16 protein-coding genes are annotated in these 17,103 nt (G+C 44.5%); 1 reads left to right on the top strand and 15 read right to left on the bottom strand.

The window, feature by feature from the left end; translation table 11 throughout:
- Positions 1-67 precede the first annotated feature (67 nt).
- The 13 genes from FU659_RS03380 to liaF form a co-directional block, all read right to left on the bottom strand.
- Complete coding sequence (locus tag FU659_RS03380; protein ID WP_147946247.1) at positions 68-1,303, bottom strand: DUF1501 domain-containing protein; 1,236 nt, start codon at positions 1,301-1,303, stop codon at positions 68-70.
- Between the two features lie 19 nt (positions 1,304-1,322).
- Complete coding sequence (locus FU659_RS03375; RefSeq protein ID WP_147946246.1) at positions 1,323-2,648, bottom strand: DUF1800 domain-containing protein; 1,326 nt, start codon at positions 2,646-2,648, stop codon at positions 1,323-1,325.
- A gap of 188 nt (positions 2,649-2,836) precedes the next feature.
- Positions 2,837-4,261: a type I glutamate--ammonia ligase gene (gene glnA, locus FU659_RS03370; RefSeq protein WP_147946245.1), complete on the bottom strand. Its 1,425-nt coding sequence runs from the start codon at positions 4,259-4,261 to the stop codon at positions 2,837-2,839.
- 241 nt (positions 4,262-4,502) lie between these two features.
- Positions 4,503-5,546, bottom strand: coding sequence for a 3-deoxy-7-phosphoheptulonate synthase (aroF, locus tag FU659_RS03365; RefSeq protein ID WP_147946244.1), 1,044 nt, complete (start codon positions 5,544-5,546; stop codon positions 4,503-4,505).
- Between the two features lie 144 nt (positions 5,547-5,690).
- On the bottom strand, positions 5,691-6,203 hold the full coding sequence (locus FU659_RS03360; RefSeq protein ID WP_147946243.1) for a DUF2062 domain-containing protein: 513 nt from the start codon (positions 6,201-6,203) through the stop codon (positions 5,691-5,693).
- 65 nt (positions 6,204-6,268) lie between these two features.
- Positions 6,269-7,225 carry a 4-hydroxy-3-methylbut-2-enyl diphosphate reductase gene (locus tag FU659_RS03355; RefSeq protein WP_147946242.1) on the bottom strand — a complete coding sequence of 319 codons (957 nt, stop codon included), beginning with the start codon at positions 7,223-7,225 and terminating at the stop codon, positions 6,269-6,271.
- A gap of 46 nt (positions 7,226-7,271) precedes the next feature.
- A complete protein-coding gene (locus FU659_RS03350) occupies positions 7,272-8,765 on the bottom strand; it encodes a sensor histidine kinase (RefSeq protein ID WP_147946241.1) in 1,494 nt (497 codons plus the stop codon).
- A gap of 2 nt (positions 8,766-8,767) precedes the next feature.
- Entirely contained in the window at positions 8,768-9,457 is a 690-nt protein-coding gene (locus tag FU659_RS03345; protein ID WP_147946240.1) for a response regulator transcription factor, read from the bottom strand.
- 157 nt (positions 9,458-9,614) lie between these two features.
- On the bottom strand, positions 9,615-11,234 hold the full coding sequence (locus FU659_RS03340) for a S1C family serine protease (RefSeq protein ID WP_147946239.1): 1,620 nt from the start codon (positions 11,232-11,234) through the stop codon (positions 9,615-9,617).
- A gap of 142 nt (positions 11,235-11,376) precedes the next feature.
- Positions 11,377-11,790: a YugN family protein gene (locus tag FU659_RS03335; protein ID WP_147946238.1), complete on the bottom strand. Its 414-nt coding sequence runs from the start codon at positions 11,788-11,790 to the stop codon at positions 11,377-11,379.
- Positions 11,791-11,855: 65 nt separating this feature from the next.
- The gene (locus tag FU659_RS03330; RefSeq protein WP_147946237.1) at positions 11,856-12,530 is read right to left on the bottom strand and encodes a response regulator transcription factor; all 675 of its coding nucleotides are present in this window, start codon (positions 12,528-12,530) and stop codon (positions 11,856-11,858) included.
- A gap of 14 nt (positions 12,531-12,544) precedes the next feature.
- The gene (locus FU659_RS03325; RefSeq protein WP_147946236.1) at positions 12,545-13,588 is read right to left on the bottom strand and encodes a HAMP domain-containing sensor histidine kinase; all 1,044 of its coding nucleotides are present in this window, start codon (positions 13,586-13,588) and stop codon (positions 12,545-12,547) included.
- 9 nt (positions 13,589-13,597) lie between these two features.
- Positions 13,598-14,695 carry a cell wall-active antibiotics response protein LiaF gene (liaF, locus tag FU659_RS03320; RefSeq protein ID WP_187273871.1) on the bottom strand — a complete coding sequence of 366 codons (1,098 nt, stop codon included), beginning with the start codon at positions 14,693-14,695 and terminating at the stop codon, positions 13,598-13,600.
- Positions 14,696-14,966: 271 nt separating this feature from the next.
- On the opposite strand from liaF, the gene FU659_RS03315 reads away from it, so the two are divergent.
- Entirely contained in the window at positions 14,967-16,253 is a 1,287-nt protein-coding gene (locus FU659_RS03315) for an ammonium transporter (RefSeq protein WP_147946234.1), read from the top strand.
- A 45-nt stretch (positions 16,254-16,298) separates the two neighbouring features.
- On the opposite strand, the gene FU659_RS03310 is transcribed toward FU659_RS03315, so the two are convergent.
- Complete coding sequence (locus tag FU659_RS03310; RefSeq protein WP_261807588.1) at positions 16,299-16,679, bottom strand: hypothetical protein; 381 nt, start codon at positions 16,677-16,679, stop codon at positions 16,299-16,301.
- A gap of 75 nt (positions 16,680-16,754) precedes the next feature.
- Entirely contained in the window at positions 16,755-16,955 is a 201-nt protein-coding gene (locus FU659_RS35085; RefSeq protein WP_397354989.1) for a PDC sensor domain-containing protein, read from the bottom strand.
- Positions 16,956-17,103 lie beyond the last annotated feature (148 nt).

The raw sequence follows: 17,103 nt of genomic DNA, 5'->3' as shown, positions 1-17,103 counted from the left end.
TCTATAGCTATATATTACCATTTGCAGCTGCATACCAAAAGCCGGGGAATGAATCCCCGGCTTTGTTTTAAATAAACTTCAACTGTTCATAGGTTTTCCCAAGTACAGCAGCCGTGTCGCCTTTTAGCCACTTATCGATTAATGTGCTGTATACAGAGCGGAAGTCCACTTGATACTTCAAATCCCCATTATCCAGATTGCTAAGACTTGGGTAAGCTCCGTAAAGTCCTCCCTTTATTTTACCGCCAAGCAAAAACATAGGGGCTGCGGTTCCATGATCGGTTCCTCCGCTGCCATTTTCCTTCACCCTCCGGCCAAACTCAGAGAACATCATCACGACTACACGATCTTGCAGTCCTTGTGCTTCCAAATCTTTATAAAAAGCAGTCAATCCCTCATCTACCTGCGTCAATACTTTAGCATGCTGCACCTTTTCATCGGCATGATCATCGAAGCCTCCGACTTGAACATTGAAAACCCGAGTCCCTGATTTGCCAGCCAGAAGCTTGGATACGAGTTGGAGATCTTTGGCGAAGTTCGATTTCGGATACTCTATTTTATTCGCATAAGTCGCTGTTAACGCTTGAATCGCTTCCACGCTCCGATAAGCGTCATTGCCCCGCCCCGATATGACACGTAACTGTTCCATTTGACTTGATGCGCCATACATGTCCAAGAACGCTTTATTTAAACGATTTTTGTCTAGCATCGCTGTTTTCGGATCAAACAGCTGATAGGTTTCGAGCGATTGGATAACCGGAAAACTGAGTTTCTCCGAAGCAAATGCCTTGCTCCCTGAACCTCCTATTTGCACAGCCTTGAGCGGATTACTGCTTTTCTGCAAAGAAGACTCTGCGTATCTGGCAATCCAGCCGCTTCGGCTTATCTTTTCCGGCTCCGCCGTCTGCCAAATTTCCATCGATCGGAAATGAGAGTGGTCCGGTTCAGGATAACCAACACCCTGTACGACGGCCAGCTTACCCAGCTTATACAATCCGGCGAGACCAGCTAGACTGGGGTGAAGGCCGACTTGATTATCAAGGGAAAGAACATCCTTTTGTTGGTAGGCCAAAGTCGGCCTTGCATCATAATAAATTCCTTGTCCATAAGGAATCAATGTATTGATACCGTCATTGCCGCCACTTAACTGAACAACCACAAGTACAGGCTCTTCAACGTCCTCTTCTATACCATTCGCAAATATTGATTTTCCCTCTGGGCTAAACAATAAGCCGCCGCCTAGTCCTAAAGTCGCAAATAGCGCCGTGCCTTTGACCAAAAAATCCCTTCTTGATAATTTCATGATCCCACTCCTTAAACGGCTATTTCATTTGTGCTTCCGGACTTATTAACATTAAGTGAAGCAACCCCCGCAAACCCGCACTCTTTTGCTTGGTGTGAATGATAGTATCGTCAGCGTATGCGGTTAAGCTTTGAATGGTCTTGTCCGACAACACGGACATCCCGAGATTCTGAGTCCAAAGGTTCACCCACTCCTCAGGTCTATCTGTCTGCTTGGGCGTATAGGAAGGTGAAGTGAGCGTTTTTCCATTCATTTGCTTGGCGACAGATTCTGCGAACTGGTACCTCGCTAACAAGGAGTTGGTATTTAACCAAGAAGCTCCCCCTCTCCAACCTGCGACATCAGGAGGTGAATACAGCTCCTGCCCCATCTTTCGCATCGCCTGCGCATGTCCTTTCGTGACAGGTAGACGACAGGCTTTCAGGATACCCGCTACATAATCCACCGGTGTTTTGATGAGGGATAGACGCAGCTTCTCATCATAGAATTCATCGGATAGAAAGAGCGCTTGAAGTACTTCTCCCACTGATGGTTTCGTCGCAATATCTTCAGCAACTTTTGTTATCCAGCTTTCCGAAGGATGATCTGCAGCAAAATAAGTAAGAAGCTTTTTAGCCAGAAAAACAGGCAATGCTTTTTGATGAAATATAATATCTATGGCACTTTGGGCATCCAGCTTTCCTGTTTCAGCAAGCAATGTCTTATTATCGCTGTCATGTTGCTTGAAATTATAGGCTACTTTGTTTTCTTTCTTATCATAGGTCCAACCTGTAAAAGCACGCGCAGCTTCCTTCACATCCTGCTCTGTATAATGACCGATGCCAAGGGTGAACAGTTCCATAGCTTCGCGAGCGTAATTCTCGTTGGGCTTGCCTTTTTTGTTCTTATTCACATCAAGCCATATCATCATAGCGGGGTCTTGGCCTACGGCAAGGACCAGCTCTTTAAAATTGCCGAGCGCATATTTACGAAATAATTTATTTTGTTGAACCATTAACGCAACATCGCCAACTTTGTAATTCGCTGTGGCAAAATGTCCATGCCAGAATAGCGTCATTTTTTCAATTAGGGGTGCTCCGGAATTGACCATCTGATATAACCAATACATCTGTTGATCCCCTAGCTGCAAGGGATCCAGCACTTTATTGCCTTCAGACAATTGTTCGAATGGCGTGAGCGGTTTACTATCACTCATTAAAGCTTCGCCGGCTATGAGCCGTCTGACGGTTTCCTCCCGGCCAAGTTTGACGCAAGCATCAATTTCTTCTTCATTCGAACCGAATCCAGCTCGATTCAATAAATGAACAACTTCCTTGTTAGTCCATGGTACAAGCAAAAGGCCCATGATCTCCCCCCTCACCTTGATTTCCATACTCTACCACACAAATATGTCATAAGTATGAGGAGCGACAAAGAAACCAAGGACCAGGTCCAAGGTTTCTTCACATCAAATGTTTATGGATAGTAAAAGCTGTCTCTTCCATTATAGCAAAGGAAGAGACAGCCTATGATACATGTATAAGTGCTAAAGAATTAGCAATCGAAGTACAAGTTGTACTCGTGTGGGTGAATACGGATTGCAACAGATTTCGCTTCTCCACGTTTCAATTCGATATAGTTATCGATGAAATCTTGTGTGAATACGCCGCCCTCGATCAAGAAGTCGGAATCAGCTGCAAGAGCATCTAAAGCTTCATCTAATGTACCAGGAACGCTGCGGATTTCAGCTTTCTCAGCGTCGGACATTTCATAGATGTTTGTATCGAAAGGACCGTATCCAAGCGCGCGTGGATCGATTTTCTTTTTGATACCGTCAAGACCTGCCATCAGCATAGCTGCGAATGCAAGGTATGGGTTAGCTGTGCTATCCGGTGTACGGAATTCGATACGACAACCTTTAGGTGTCACAGCTGCAATCGGAATACGAACTGCCGCGGAGCGGTTACCTTTGGAGAATACAAGGTTAACCGGTGCTTCGTAACCTGGAACCAGACGTTTGAAGGAGTTTGTACTTGGGTTAGTCAATGCAATCAAAGCTGGTGCGTGATACAGAATACCACCGATATAGTTGATTGCCATTTCACTCAGGTTTGCATAAGCTCCTTTTTCATAGAACAAAGGCTCTCCTTCGTTGAAGATGGACATGTGTACGTGCATACCGCTACCATTGTCACCAAACAGTGGTTTCGGCATGAAAGTAGCTACTTTGCCATATTCTCTAGCTGTGTTAGCAACGATATATTTGTATTTGAGCAGGTTGTCTGCTGTTTTAGTCAATGTATCAAAACGGAAGTTGATTTCAGCTTGACCCGCTGTAGCCACTTCATGATGATGACGCTCAATGCGCAAGCCTGCATCAGCAAGTCGGTTACACATTTCGGAGCGAATATCTTGTTGAGAGTCAACTGGAGCTACTGGAACGTAACCGCCTTTAACAGGAACTTTATAAGCTAGGTTCCCGCCTTCTTCTTTACGGCCTGTGTTCCAACCTGCTTCTTCGGAGTCAACTTCGAAGTAGGATTTGTTCATTCCGTTCTCATAACGAACATCGTCAAAAATGAAGAACTCGGACTCAGGAGCGAAGAATGCTGTTGTACCAACACCTGTTGTTTGCAAATATTCTTCTGCTTTTTGAGCAATACTGCGTGGATCGCGATCATAACGTTCGCCTTCTGGCGTATGGATGTTGCTCATAATAACCAAAGTAGGGTGAGCGGTGAAAGGATCTACGTAAGCAGTTTCTGTATCTGGCATCATAACCATGTCAGATTGTTCAATACCACGGAATCCCGCGATGGAAGAACCATCAAAAGCTACCCCATTTACGAAAGTTTCTTCATCTACTTCTGTTGAAGGCAAAGAAATATGGTGCGCTTTACCGGAAAGACCTACGAAACGAAAATCTACCCACTCGATGTTTTTTTCCTTGATAAGGTTCAACACATTTTGAACTGACATTTAAAAATACCTCCCATTTCCGTACATTCAACGTACTTTACACGATTATTGTTCATCTTTTTGGTTGTTATCTTGCACATATTATATAGCTTTTCAGCTTTCGCAGTCAATACTTATGTCAGGTATTTTTTATTTATGTGTAAGCTAATCTTACACAATTTCACAGATTTGTCCCATCTGCACAAAAAGAAGACTAGCTTCTTCATGTCGAAGAAACCAGTCTCTATCTAAAAATCACTCATTAGGCCAAAATCGCTTCTTTTTTTGTATCAAATTTTTTATCAAGAAGAGGAGCAAGCTTCTCCAGATCAACTAGCAATTTGGCAAATTGATCTGGGAACAAGGACTGAACGCCGTCGCCTGTCATTGAGTTGTCCGGATCCGTATGCATTTCGATAATCAGACCGTCTGCTCCCGCAGCAACGGAAGCTTTGGTCATCGGAACAACCAACTCTCTGCGTCCGGTACCGTGACTTGGATCGGAAATGACTGGAAGGTGGCTTAATTGTTTCAGAACAGGAATCGCAGACAAATCTAGCGTATTCCGTGTGTACGTTTCAAATGTACGGATTCCGCGCTCACAGAGCATCACATTCGGATTGCCGCCGGCAAGGATATACTCTGCCGCGTTCAAGAACTCATCGTAGGTGGAGCTGAAACCACGCTTAAGCAGAACCGGCGTTTGAATCGTCCCCAATTTGCGCAGCAAATCGAAGTTTTGCATATTGCGTGTGCCTACTTGTAGAATATCGGCATATTGCGCACACACATCTACGTATTCAGGTGTCATTACTTCTGTAATCGTGAGAAGACCATGCTTCTTACCCGCTTCCGCCATCATGATTAAACCTTCAACGCCAACGCCTTGGAAGCTGTAAGGACCTGTTCTTGGCTTAAACGCGCCGCCGCGGAGAACTTGACCGCCTGCTGCTTTAACCAAGCGAGCGATCTCGTCAATTTGTTCCGGTGTTTCTACAGCACAAGGCCCACCCATTACTACTAATTGCTCGCCACCAATTTCTACACCTTTAATTTTGATAACGGTATCTGCCGGATGAAAGTCACGACTTGCTAATTTGTAAGATTTCGAAATTTTCACGACTTGCTCAACTCCTGACATTTGACGCAGATGCTCTGCTAATTTCGGGTCTGCTTGACCAATAATACCAATAACGGTGCGATCTTCACCTTTAGAGACATGAGCTTGAACACCTTGCTTTTCAATAAATTGTACGATTTCTTGAATACGCTCATCAGAAGTTTTGTTGGATGTAATTGCGATCATGGTACGCACGCTCCTCATTTATGGGTTAAAACACTTATTCACATCAACGCTTGTTCGCTTTTAAGCTTTTATGCTGTTACGCTTTTAATCACTAAAGTAAATATACAACGCCTGACGAATTTTCGTCAAGCGTTAATTTATTTACTATTCATTTGCTTTTGGGGCAGCGAGTTCATCTTTACGAATTCTGCGCTTCTCTTTGCGACGATTAGAATGATATTGAAGCAGCAGCATAACTGGGAAGTAAACAATGAGTCCAAGTGCAGTACCCACTACCATCCCCCCGACAATCAGGTCCAGTCCACTTCTTATAATATTAGACAGCATATGGGGCAGATGGTGAATCAGATAATACTTAAAATGTTTCGGCACCAACCAATCGCCAACCTGCTTGTTAAGAATGGAGAAAGGAATATAAATAATTTTGCCAAAAACAAAACCAATTAATGCACCTGGTAAATTCGCTCTTAATAAATAAACCAAAGGGAATATTAGAACAAAGGCAAACCCAGCAGTAGGTAAGGTAAACATCTCTACAAATAAGCCAATCGAGAAGCCGCGTGCTACCTTGGAAGGACCACCTTTGGCACGTAAAAGAAGCAAGTATTTATACTTAAACCAACGCTTGGTGCTTTTCCAGTCGTAGCGAGCTTTCATAGGTTTCACCTTCTGTGCACTTTGCATGCTGTTTCTCAATCCCGTCGAGTGGAATAAGTGTGTCGTTACTCACTACTAGCCGCTTTAGTTTTGGCGGTAGGAATGAGTTTCTTCATATTAATAGTACGTTTAATTTCCCAACTGGTTTCATTTTTCGCATCATAGCTTTCCAAATAGGTAATCACCTCTTTGGTAATGGGAGTAGGCGTCGAAGCCCCCGATGTCACACCGACCTTGCGTACATGGGTTAACCAATTACGGTCCAATTCGGAGACATCAGATATTCTATACGCCTTCACGCCGGCAATATCCTCTGAAACTTGCGCTAAGCGATTGGAATTGTTACTTTTGGGGTCTCCCACTACGATGACAAGGTCGACTTCTTTGGCTTGTTCAGCTACAGCTTCTTGTCTGACTTGGGTCGCAAGGCAAATTTCGTTATGAATTTCAGCCTTAGGAAAAAGCTCTAACAAACGATTCATAATGTGACGAATATCCCATTGGCTCATCGTTGTTTGATTGGTAATAATGACGCGTTTATCCTGTAGGTTGAGATTCTCAGCTTCTTCCAGCTTTTCAATCAGGTGAACATGCTCCGGAGCAACACCTATAGCACCTTCAGGTTCAGGGTGACCCTTTTTACCAATATATATAATTTCGTAACCATCGGCCACTTTCTCACGAATCAAATCATGGGTGCGTGTTACATCCGGGCAAGTAGCGTCAACGACGGTCAAACCTTTGTCTCTGGCTCTGCGGCGAACTTCGGGAGATACACCATGGGCGGTGAAAATAACAGTCCCCTTCTCGACTTGCTCCAAAATTTCAAGGCGATTATCGCCATCTAACGTAATAACGCCTTCTTCTTTGAAAAAATCAGTCACATGAGCATTATGAACAATCATACCTAATATATAAATAGGTCTGGGAAGATTTAAGTTTTTAGCGGTTTGCATAGCTAACGCCATAGCATCAACAACACCATAACAGTAGCCTCTTGGTGATATTCGGAGAACTTCCATTTCTTCCACCTGCCTAAGTCATCTTATTTCCTCTTATTATAGCGGATTATACTGACATAAGAAAGTTAGCAGGAAGCCAAATCATAAAGGTACTGCCTTCATCCTTACGGGTCGTTACCTCCACAGATCCATCGTGCTCATCTATAATCCATTTGGCTATAGAAAGACCCAATCCTGTACCTGTCGTTAAGCCTCGAGATAAATCTGCGCGATAAAACCGGTCAAATATATGAGGGACGTCTTCCTTGTCCATGCCAATTCCCGTGTCGGAAATCCGGATCCCAATAAATGTATCGGTTCGTAGCGTTTCAAGCGTTACCGATCCCACCGGTGTATACTTAAACGCATTCTCAATGAAAATAAATAATAGCTGCTGCAAATAGTCGCGATTCCCTAGCACAGTCGCTTGTTCTAGAGCAGTCAGATCACCTAACCGCCACTCCGCCGTATGGTCAAGCAATTGGGCTCTTCTTGCCACTTCTTGAACGAGCGGCAGCATCTCCACTTGCTTTTTCTCCATTTGAATACCTGCATCTGCTCTAGCAAGAGCCAGAAGATCATTCACCAGTCTGCTCATCCGCTGTGCTTCACCGGCAATATCATGCATCGCTTCAAGCGAGAGCTCCATCTGATCAGGTGTGGCTAGTTCTGTACTGCCTGAGGTCATCTTCCACATCTTCTCAAGCAGATCCACATTCCCGCGAATCGTAGTGAGAGGTGTACGCAGCTCATGCGAAGCATCCGAGACGAATCTCCTCTGCGCACGATAGGCTTCATCCAGCTCCATATAGGTAACCTGAATACGGGAGAGCATGCCGTTGATCGTATCGGTTAAACGGCCAATTTCATCTCTGGGTCCGTCGTACAAAATACGTTTTTCTAAATCATCGCTGCTTCCGATCTGATTGGCGGCATCAATGACGCGTTCAATGGGGCGAAGCGCCTTCCTAGCTAGGAACCAACCTAATGAGGCTGCTACGATAATCGTTAACAGCGCCCAAATTTCGAGCGTATAGCGCAGTGTCACGGATGTTTTCTCATAATTGCCGATAGGAACCGCGGCTTGAAGGATACCAATGAGCTTTTGTTCCCCATTTTGCTGACCGTAGATTCCTTTATGATAAACGAGTAAATTTTGCCCTTGTCCCTGACCTTGAGCTACCGTCGTTTTTTCAAAAAAACCGTCGGTCGTTTGGAGCTTATCAATAGCTTCCTTTGTTAAGGGAATTGTGACATCATAACGCTGCAGGTTTGCTGAACGGCTTAGACTCTTAAGCGTTACATTATACAATTGCAAAAAAGTATTCGTGGAATAGAAATCCCTGCTCTCTAATTCTAAATCGACAACTAATCCTTTCTGGGAAAGAGCAAAGCTCTTCTGAATACGAGAAGAGGTACTCTCCGCATTATCCATTAAGTCCTGACGAATCTGATCATAGAGAAAGTAGTTCAAGAAAAAATAGAGCACAATACCGAAAAACAGCATTGTAAGAGCTAATATGCCTGAATACCAAAGCGTTAGCCGAAGCCTGACCGACATGATTAAGACTCTCCTCTCAGCACATACCCCGCTCCCCGTACCGTTTGAATTAAGCGTTTATGTCCGAATTCTTCTGTCTTCTGACGAAGCAGCGCAATATAAACCTCAAGGACATTGGATTCCCCACTGTAGTCGTAGCCCCATATTTTTTCCATAATAATATCTCTGGACAATACCCGTTTCGGATTTTGCATGAATAAGTGCAATAGATCAAACTCTTTCGTCGTCAACTCTATCAGCTTCTGATCGCGGAAAACTTCACGTGTATCTAGATCTAGAGTCGTATTGTCATACGTCAACCTGTTCGTCTGCTGCTCAGGTCTTTCTGTTCTGCGGCGCAGCAATACACGAACCCTAGCCATCAACTCTTCAAGCGCAAACGGCTTGACCAGATAATCATCGGCTCCAAGATCCAAACCTTTGACGCGGTCATCGATCTCATCTTTGGCTGTAAGCATAAGAATGGGCACTTCACTTCCGCTTTCACGAACACGACGCACTACTTCCCAGCCGTCTATATGAGGCATCATGACATCCAGAATGATTAAATTTGGTTCTGTCGCGAGCATTTGTTTGAGCCCATCCAGCCCATTGCCAGCCGTTATGACCGAATATCCTTCAAAAGCAAGTGCACGTCTTAACATCGACGTGATTTTCTCGTCATCATCAATGACCATAATGTTCTCTCTCATCCTCGAAAAACCCCCTCTACACTACCATAATACCATTGTATCCAAAATTGCCGCTATGCAAAAAAGAAGTAGAGCCTGCAAGCTTGCGGCCCGCGGGTCTCCACTTCCTTTTATCTTAAACAAACCATCTTCTATCTCTAGTTGTTTTACTAAATCCTTATTTGGCAGTTGCGTCAGTTAAGGTATTTTTGTCCCCAACTGTAATGGGCACTTCCAACCGCTTGCCGTCGCGAATCAGACCTAATGTTACTTTGCTGCCAACTTTGGTAGCCTGTACTTTGGTAATCAGCTCCTGCGAATTTTTCACCTTTGTCCCATTGATATCTACGATAACATCATATTGACGCAGACCTGCCTGGAATGCTGGACTTTTCCGCTGAACGCTGCCGACCAAAGCCCCATCTGTATTAGACAGTTTTAATTCCGAAACCCAATCTTGACCAATATCTTGTAGACCTACGCCTAGGTAAGGTACAGGTTCTTTAGGAATCTGAACATTGTTTTTGAGATTTTCAAGAACGGATGAAATCGTACTTGTCGGAATCGCGAACCCGATACCTTGCGCTTGGGAGCTAACAGCGGTATTAATACCAATGACTTCCCCATTCAGGTTGAGCAGCGGTCCTCCGGAATTACCAGGGTTGATCGATGCGTCAGTTTGCAGTAAATGTTTGTATTCGCGGGTACCTTTCGTATCCGGAATGCTGATCGGACGCTCCTTGGCACTCAGCACACCTACTGTTACCGTATGATCGAATCCATAAGGATTACCGATCGCAACAACCCAATCCCCAACACTTACATCCTCAGCTTTGCCTAGCGGAAGAATCGGAAATTCTTTATCTCCTTCGATTTTGAGTACCGCTAAGTCCAAATCGTAGCTGTTACCGAGCAATTTGGCTTTAAATGGCTTATCGTAGCCTTCAACCGTAATTTGAATTTCATCGGCACCATCCACGACGTGTTCATTCGTTAGGATGTACCCTGTTTTCTCGAAAATAAAGCCGGTTCCCATCCCAGCAGGCTGCAGTTCGCCGCTGCCGGAACCTTGTTGGTTATTCGGAGTCGTGCTTCCGCCACCGCCATTATCGCCAAAGAATTGACGGAAAAATGGGTCGTCGAAGAGCGAATTGCCGCCACTTCCGCGCGTAGATTGCTTCGTTTTTACCAAAGATTCAACTTTGACGATAGCAGGACCTGCATTTTGAGCTATCGCTGCAATATTGTTCGGGCGAGCCACATCCAGACCTACATTTTTAACTTCGCCGCCGTTGCCGCTGGTGTTATTAACGGTAGTAGCTGTTGGCGAGCCGCCAGATGCAAGATGTTGACCACCTGTAAACCAGTTATACTTATCAGCACTGAACATTAGCCCACCTATGACTAATGCGCCTGCCATGAAGGCCGCGAATATGCTCTTCATCGATGAACGTTTCTTCGTATGAGGATCCCACGAACCTGGCTTTTGAGGAGCACCTGTCTCAGGTTGAAAACTAAAAGGCCTTAAATTTTTAGGTGGCGTCACTTCAACACTGGACAACCCTTCTGATCCAGATGCCGAAGTTGTAAGTGCTTCTTGTTCATTATTTTCATTGGATCCAGATTTGTATGGGCCATAAGAATAGTAGTAGGAAGGTCTTTCTTTATTAGGCTCTTGAGCTTCTTCCTGCTTAGGTTCGTTCTCATTATTGCTATCGTTGTTCTGCGGCTTAAAAAAGTCGCTGTAGTCTTTTTTATTATCATCATCTTTGTTACCTCCATTTTTAGATAAAGTTATAAGTGCATGTTCGCGAGGGCTAATGTCTTGCTGTCTATGTTCCTATCATGCACTGACAACCTTAAACGAATATTAAAAAACAATAAAATGGAGGTAAAAAAGAGGCAAAAAGAACCATATCCCCAATAAAAAAGACACGTTCTTATTCAACCCAGGCTTGTTCTACCTTTTTGAGCACACCTGCTGCTTCTTGTACCCATTTGTTTTCTATCTCTGCATCCGGGTCGAGAGGTGTTTGAAATTGATCGATTAATGCACCGTAAGTTTCCGCTTCCGCTGCATAATCAAGCCCTTCATTATAAACGTGCTTAAGAACAAAAGGAGTCCCTACCTGGACAATGGCATCGGTTGCTTCCGTGTCTCCATCGATTCTTCCGGTAATCACATGAAAAGGAATTCGCAGCCAAACCTTGTTGGCTTCATCCAAATTGCGATCAAAAAAACCATGGTCGTACTCCCAATTACCGCCAAGGGAAAAATTAAATTCGTGTAATTGGTCACGTACTTTATCGAAAGACTCTTGCACTTGCTCTAATGATGAGGTAATTGGTTTCATATCGGACACTCCCTAGGCGCTCATAGTAATGTTGCTTACGCATAGAATGTGCCAAAATATCATTTTTATGTGTCGGATACTCCTGCTTGTCGAGCCCATCCTTTGCGGTGTGCATAAATGGCCAGCTGCGTGCGATCATATAGCTCGCACTTCATTAGAAGATTGCTTACGTGCGTCTTTACCGTTTTGATGCTTATAAAAAGGTCTTCTGATATTTCTTTATTGCTCTTTCCTTCTGCAATGAGCAGGAGCACTTCCTTCTCCCTTGACGTTAAGCCGTCCTCTTCCGGTACGACACTGCGCTGCCGAATCCCCCTTGTAAGAGCCAACGATACCTCGGAGTTCATCACTGGCATACCGCGGTAAGCACTCTGAATGGCATGAATAAGTTGGTCGGACGAAACCGTTTTGAGCATATAACTAATGGCACCAGATTCCACCGCTTCAACCACCTTGGCTTCTTCAAGAAAACTGGTTAGCATAATGACACGGATTTGAGGAAACTTAGCGCAAATAAGCTTCGTTGCAGCAATACCATCAAGAACCGGCATGGTAAGGTCCATGAGGACAACATCCGGTAAATTAGTAAAGAGCTCTTGGTTCAGCTTCTCGAACGCTTCTTGCCCATTGCAGGCTTCTCCAACCACTTCCAAACCCGGTTCTAATGAAATATAAGTTCTTAGCCCGACGCGTACCATATCGTGATCATCCACAATCATTACTTTAATATCGCTATTCATGGGATATATCCTCTCTATCTTTGGTTAGCAAACTCGACTGGCCCAGTAAAACGGGGAATACGAACACGCACTCGCGTTCCTGAGCCTAGCTTGCTGTCGATCTCGACCTCTCCCCCCAGCTTCTGCGCCCGTTCTCTCATTGTTGACAAACCGTGAGAAGCAGATGGGATGTCGCTACGCTCAAAGCCTTGTCCATCGTCCTGTAATTGAAGCACATATTGATGCTCTCTTTCGTAGATCGTCAGTCGAACCTCTTTGGCTGAGGCATGCTTCACAACATTCGCAAGTCCTTCTTGAATAATAAGAAAGAACTGATGTTCGATCGCTTCCGAAATAGCGCCATGAAGAGAAACATCAAGCTGACCCTGAAGTTCATGGGCCCGGCAATATTCCGGAAACCATTTCTCCAGGGCTTCTTGTAAGCTCATATCGTTGAGTTCAATCGGTCTTAATTGGGAAATAAGTCCCCGCATTTGCTTCTGGGCATGATGCGACATTTGAATCAGCTGATTCATGACAGCCGGGGCAGCATCGGGTTTCCTCTCCAAGATTTTGGGTAGCGAGGATGCTGACATATGAATGGCAAAAAGCTCTTGTGACACCGTATCATGCAAGTCGCGCGCCAAGCGGCGGCGTTCCTCCATGACGGCATTTTCCGTAAGCTCCTGATCACGAACAGCTTCTGCTTCTCCTAATTGTTGAAGCAATTGCACGCGCTTCTCTACTGCTGTAGCCATATTATTAAAAGCATCGTACAGATATAAGAAGGGTTCAACAGGCTCCATCTCAATTCGGCTGGAGAAGTTCCCTTTGCTCAATTCCAGCATAGCCAGATACAGTTCATCCACTTTACGCTGCCATCTTCGGGTCGCAACATATCCAACCGATAAACAGACCACAAGGATGGCAATAAGGAACCACATTCTGAAATCCCAGGAATTCAATTGTTCTTTATAATATTCAAGCACGATATAAATGCTTGAAACCGTCAGTAAACTGGAAATAAAAAAGTAACCCAGCAGCTGCCACTTCATATTGAACATTCGCAATTTATGCATGCTCCGTCCTTAACCTATCTTTTTAATGGTGATGTCGCCGATAAACATACTCGTCGTTACAATGATTTTACGTTCAGCCGTATCATACTGTGAAGTTTGCGTTCTTACACTGCGCAGAAACCCGCTCTCGCGGCGGTCAAGCACTTTCATGTCTCCGATAAAGGAGCTTGCCATTACACGCACCTCAACGTCGAAGTCGTTGGGGATAAATATTTTCACATCTCCGATAAAAGCGGTAACATGGATTGTCGTTTCTCCTAGCGGAATGGTGGCCCGAGTAAGATCAATAATGGAGTCTCCAATAAAATGGGATACTTGAATCGGTTTTAATTCCCATGCTTCCTGCCCAAGATGCACATCTCCAATAAAGCCATGTCTGTGAACTACATCACCCATACCGAAATTAGGGATATAATCATGATACTTATGACCTTGTGATTGATGCGTTTGAGGCTGGGGCTCTGGATTTTGTCGTTTAGTCTCATCAGATTTGCCTAGCAAATCCCAGTCGCCCAGTTGCTGATTAGGAGCAAACTCACCATGAATATCTTTTAGCACAGCCTTTTCCTCATCACTAAGCTCGTGTTTCGGCTCATTCGTGCTCCTGTTCTCCTGCTTAGGTGCGGACACGATCGGATCTGTCCACTTCGGTTGATCCCAAGGGTTTCTGTATCTTTCATGCTGTGCTCTTCTCGCTTCTCTTCTCACACGTTTGGCTTCATGCTTGGCATCTTTAAAAGCTTGCCAGTCCGGTGATTCTCGCTTATTCGGTTTAAAAATAACATTCAGACCAAACAAGATTAAAGCAACAGGAGCAAGAAACTTAAACATATCCCCGATGGATAAGTCTGTCATACGCAAATTTTTCAGAAGGAATATAGTACCAACCCCACAAAGAAGTAAGCTCCAGATCGAGCTCCCCCAATTGTACTTGCGCTGCCAGACAAATCCAATAAGACCATAAACAATGAGAATAACCGGCCAATAGGTAGAAAATACATAAGCAAGATTAATCTCGATCAACCCCATTTGATTAAGTAGAAATAATACGCCTACCGTTACGAGGACAAGTCCCCAAATAACTCGTTGGAACATATGCGGATTCATATTGACTTCCTCCATCTGTATACTTCGTTGTTAACATAGTTATAGTCTATAAGATAGGGACGGGATTGAAAAGAGACGAAGGATTGAAGTGTCCTCGGTCTAGAGACTGAATTTTTCAGGCCTCTTTAAGAATAACTGACATGGAATTCTAAAATAACGAACAATCGCCATTACATGTTATGTAATCTTACGCATATCGTTGACATGCCTATCATCAGAACCGTATAATGGGTGCAAATGAGGGCTTATCAACGTAAGGGGAGATCTAGGCATGGATGCATTTGAGCAGCTTTCCAGCGGGGTGGACACGATCTGGGTCGTCCTTACTGCCGCTATGATTTTATTGATGGAAGGCGGTTTCGCCTTACTGGAAGCAGGCTTCGTCAGGCAAAAAAACGCGGTTAGCATTATTATGAAAGTATTTGTTGATATTGCTTTCGGAGCACTTATTTTTTACTTTCTCGGCTTCGGATTGATGTATGGCAAAGATGCAGCAGGACTCATTGGAACATCAGGCTTCTTTATGAGCGGAGATTTGTCACATATCTCATTATCCATCTCCCACGAAACGTATTGGTTATTTCAATGCGCCTTCGTTATTGCCGTTATCTCCATTGTATCCGGTGCTGTAGCTGAGCGCATCAATTTTAGAGCCTACATCTTATATACAATTGCAATGACAGGATTCATTTATCCGATTGCCGGGCATTGGGTATGGTCAGCGCATGGATGGCTAGGGAAATTAGGAATGATTGATTTCGCCGGTTCTGCTGTCATTCACGCACTCGGGGGTTTCTCCGCTCTGGCTGCGGCAATGATGATTGGTCCGAGAATAGGAAAATTCTCTCCCGATGGCACAGCCAACATTGTTCCTCCATCCAATTTGCCATTAGCTTCGGTAGGTGCTTTCATTCTTTGGTTTGGTTGGTTTGGCTTCAACTCCGGCAGTACACTAAGTGCAACGAACATGTCGATCGGCCACATTGCCGTAACCACGATGCTAGCCGCTGCAGCCGGCAGTGCAACCTGTATCCTTTTCACCATGATGCGCTATCGCAAAGCAGATCCGCCAATGGTCATCAACGGCGCTTTGGCAGGACTCGTAGGCATTACAGCTGGCTGCGCATTTGTGAGTGATGTCGCAGCGATTATTATTGGAGCTACGTGCGGAATAGCCATGGTGTATGCGACTGAAATGCTGGAAGCAAGACGGATTGATGACCCTGTTGGGGCATTCCCCGTTCATGGCATTAGCGGCAGTATTGGCACATTGGCAGTAGGATTATTTGCTCAGCCCGATTCGATTAAGAAAGGGACCTCCGGTCTGTTCTACGGAGGAGGCTTCGAACTGCTTGGCGTACAGGCACTCGGACTTGTAACGGTCTGCGTTTGGGGCTTCATCATCACGTGGGGTTGTATGAAGCTGATTAATTACTTAGTTCCGATTCGCGTTAGCAGAGATGAGGAGCTTGTAGGACTTGACGTAGGCATTCACGGCGTTCCTGCTTATAGTCAAGAGGACGGATTTATTGACTTGGAGCAATTAAAGAGACGATAGAACAGCGAAAAACCCTCCCATAACGGAAGGGTTTTATTGTCTGTGTTAAGATAACTGCTCTTCAATCTCTTCAGGTATCGAGATGACATCCCCCGGCTTGGAATCCGTCATTATTTGTTTCGCCTGCGAAATTTCTGCACGGAGCTTCCTTACTTGCTCCATCGGCTTTTTTACATAATGAATATATTCGACGGCTAAGTGATGATCCGGCTTCTTACCAGAGAACATACGGCGCAGCGATGACATCGTCTGATAAGCACGTTCTTCTTTCATTCGCTTCACTTCGTAACGTTCAACAACCTGTTCAATCTCTAAGACTTGTTGCTCTTTGCGGGCAATATAGGCTTCTAAGAATGGAAACACCTCTGCTGCTTTCCTTGGTGTCCCTTGAGGCCTTCCGTCCGATCGCAATGCTTTCAGCATCATCACTCACCTATCTCCCCATGTCAACATTCATAACAGTAATCTTATTTTACACTAAAATTTTCGATTTGAGAACTATTATTTCAACATTAAGTCAATCCCAACGACACCGATGGGAGCTCCTATGTCATCATTGATCGCTTTAGACAATGTAATACACGGTTTTTCCGTAATAGCTGACACATACTCTGGCCAAACGAATAATTCTCCGCTCATAGCGCGCTTCCACCATTCTCTTCCTCTCGAGTTAACAAGACCAGCCTCGGGTTGAGAAAAAATGAATGTTGAGAAGACAATAAAAAGCAGAGATCCTCTCAGATCTCTGCTTTGGCTTACATGTAATATGGGTCTTATTTATTTTGGTTTTGCGTATTTGTTTGTTGCGTCTTGTTAGGTACTGATGTTTCCGCAGCAAATTCTGTATCTT

Origin of the sequence: Paenibacillus sp. N3.4, from assembly GCF_008017805.1 — a bacterium.
Lineage (GTDB): Bacteria > Bacillota > Bacilli > Paenibacillales > NBRC-103111 > Paenibacillus_E.
Note: the sequence above shows the minus strand (reverse complement) of the source record. Positions and strands in the feature narration are given on the sequence as shown.

What these genes read in the sequence shown, in the direction of transcription:
- FU659_RS03380 (WP_147946247.1), bottom strand. Translation starts at nt 1,303, where the DNA reads ATGAAATTATCAAGAAGGGATTTTTTGGTCAAAGGCACGGCGCTATTT.
- FU659_RS03375 (WP_147946246.1), bottom strand. Translation starts at nt 2,648, where the DNA reads ATGGGCCTTTTGCTTGTACCATGGACTAACAAGGAAGTTGTTCATTTA.
- glnA (WP_147946245.1), bottom strand. Translation starts at nt 4,261, where the DNA reads ATGTCAGTTCAAAATGTGTTGAACCTTATCAAGGAAAAAAACATCGAG.
- aroF (WP_147946244.1), bottom strand. Translation starts at nt 5,546, where the DNA reads ATGATCGCAATTACATCCAACAAAACTTCTGATGAGCGTATTCAAGAA.
- FU659_RS03360 (WP_147946243.1), bottom strand. Translation starts at nt 6,203, where the DNA reads ATGAAAGCTCGCTACGACTGGAAAAGCACCAAGCGTTGGTTTAAGTAT.
- FU659_RS03355 (WP_147946242.1), bottom strand. Translation starts at nt 7,225, where the DNA reads ATGGAAGTTCTCCGAATATCACCAAGAGGCTACTGTTATGGTGTTGTT.
- FU659_RS03350 (WP_147946241.1), bottom strand. Translation starts at nt 8,765, where the DNA reads ATGTCGGTCAGGCTTCGGCTAACGCTTTGGTATTCAGGCATATTAGCT.
- FU659_RS03345 (WP_147946240.1), bottom strand. Translation starts at nt 9,457, where the DNA reads ATGAGAGAGAACATTATGGTCATTGATGATGACGAGAAAATCACGTCG.
- FU659_RS03335 (WP_147946238.1), bottom strand. Translation starts at nt 11,790, where the DNA reads ATGAAACCAATTACCTCATCATTAGAGCAAGTGCAAGAGTCTTTCGAT.
- FU659_RS03330 (WP_147946237.1), bottom strand. Translation starts at nt 12,530, where the DNA reads ATGAATAGCGATATTAAAGTAATGATTGTGGATGATCACGATATGGTA.
- FU659_RS03325 (WP_147946236.1), bottom strand. Translation starts at nt 13,588, where the DNA reads ATGCATAAATTGCGAATGTTCAATATGAAGTGGCAGCTGCTGGGTTAC.
- liaF (WP_187273871.1), bottom strand. Translation starts at nt 14,695, where the DNA reads ATGAATCCGCATATGTTCCAACGAGTTATTTGGGGACTTGTCCTCGTA.
- FU659_RS03315 (WP_147946234.1), top strand. Translation starts at nt 14,967, where the DNA reads ATGGATGCATTTGAGCAGCTTTCCAGCGGGGTGGACACGATCTGGGTC.
- FU659_RS03310 (WP_261807588.1), bottom strand. Translation starts at nt 16,679, where the DNA reads ATGATGCTGAAAGCATTGCGATCGGACGGAAGGCCTCAAGGGACACCA.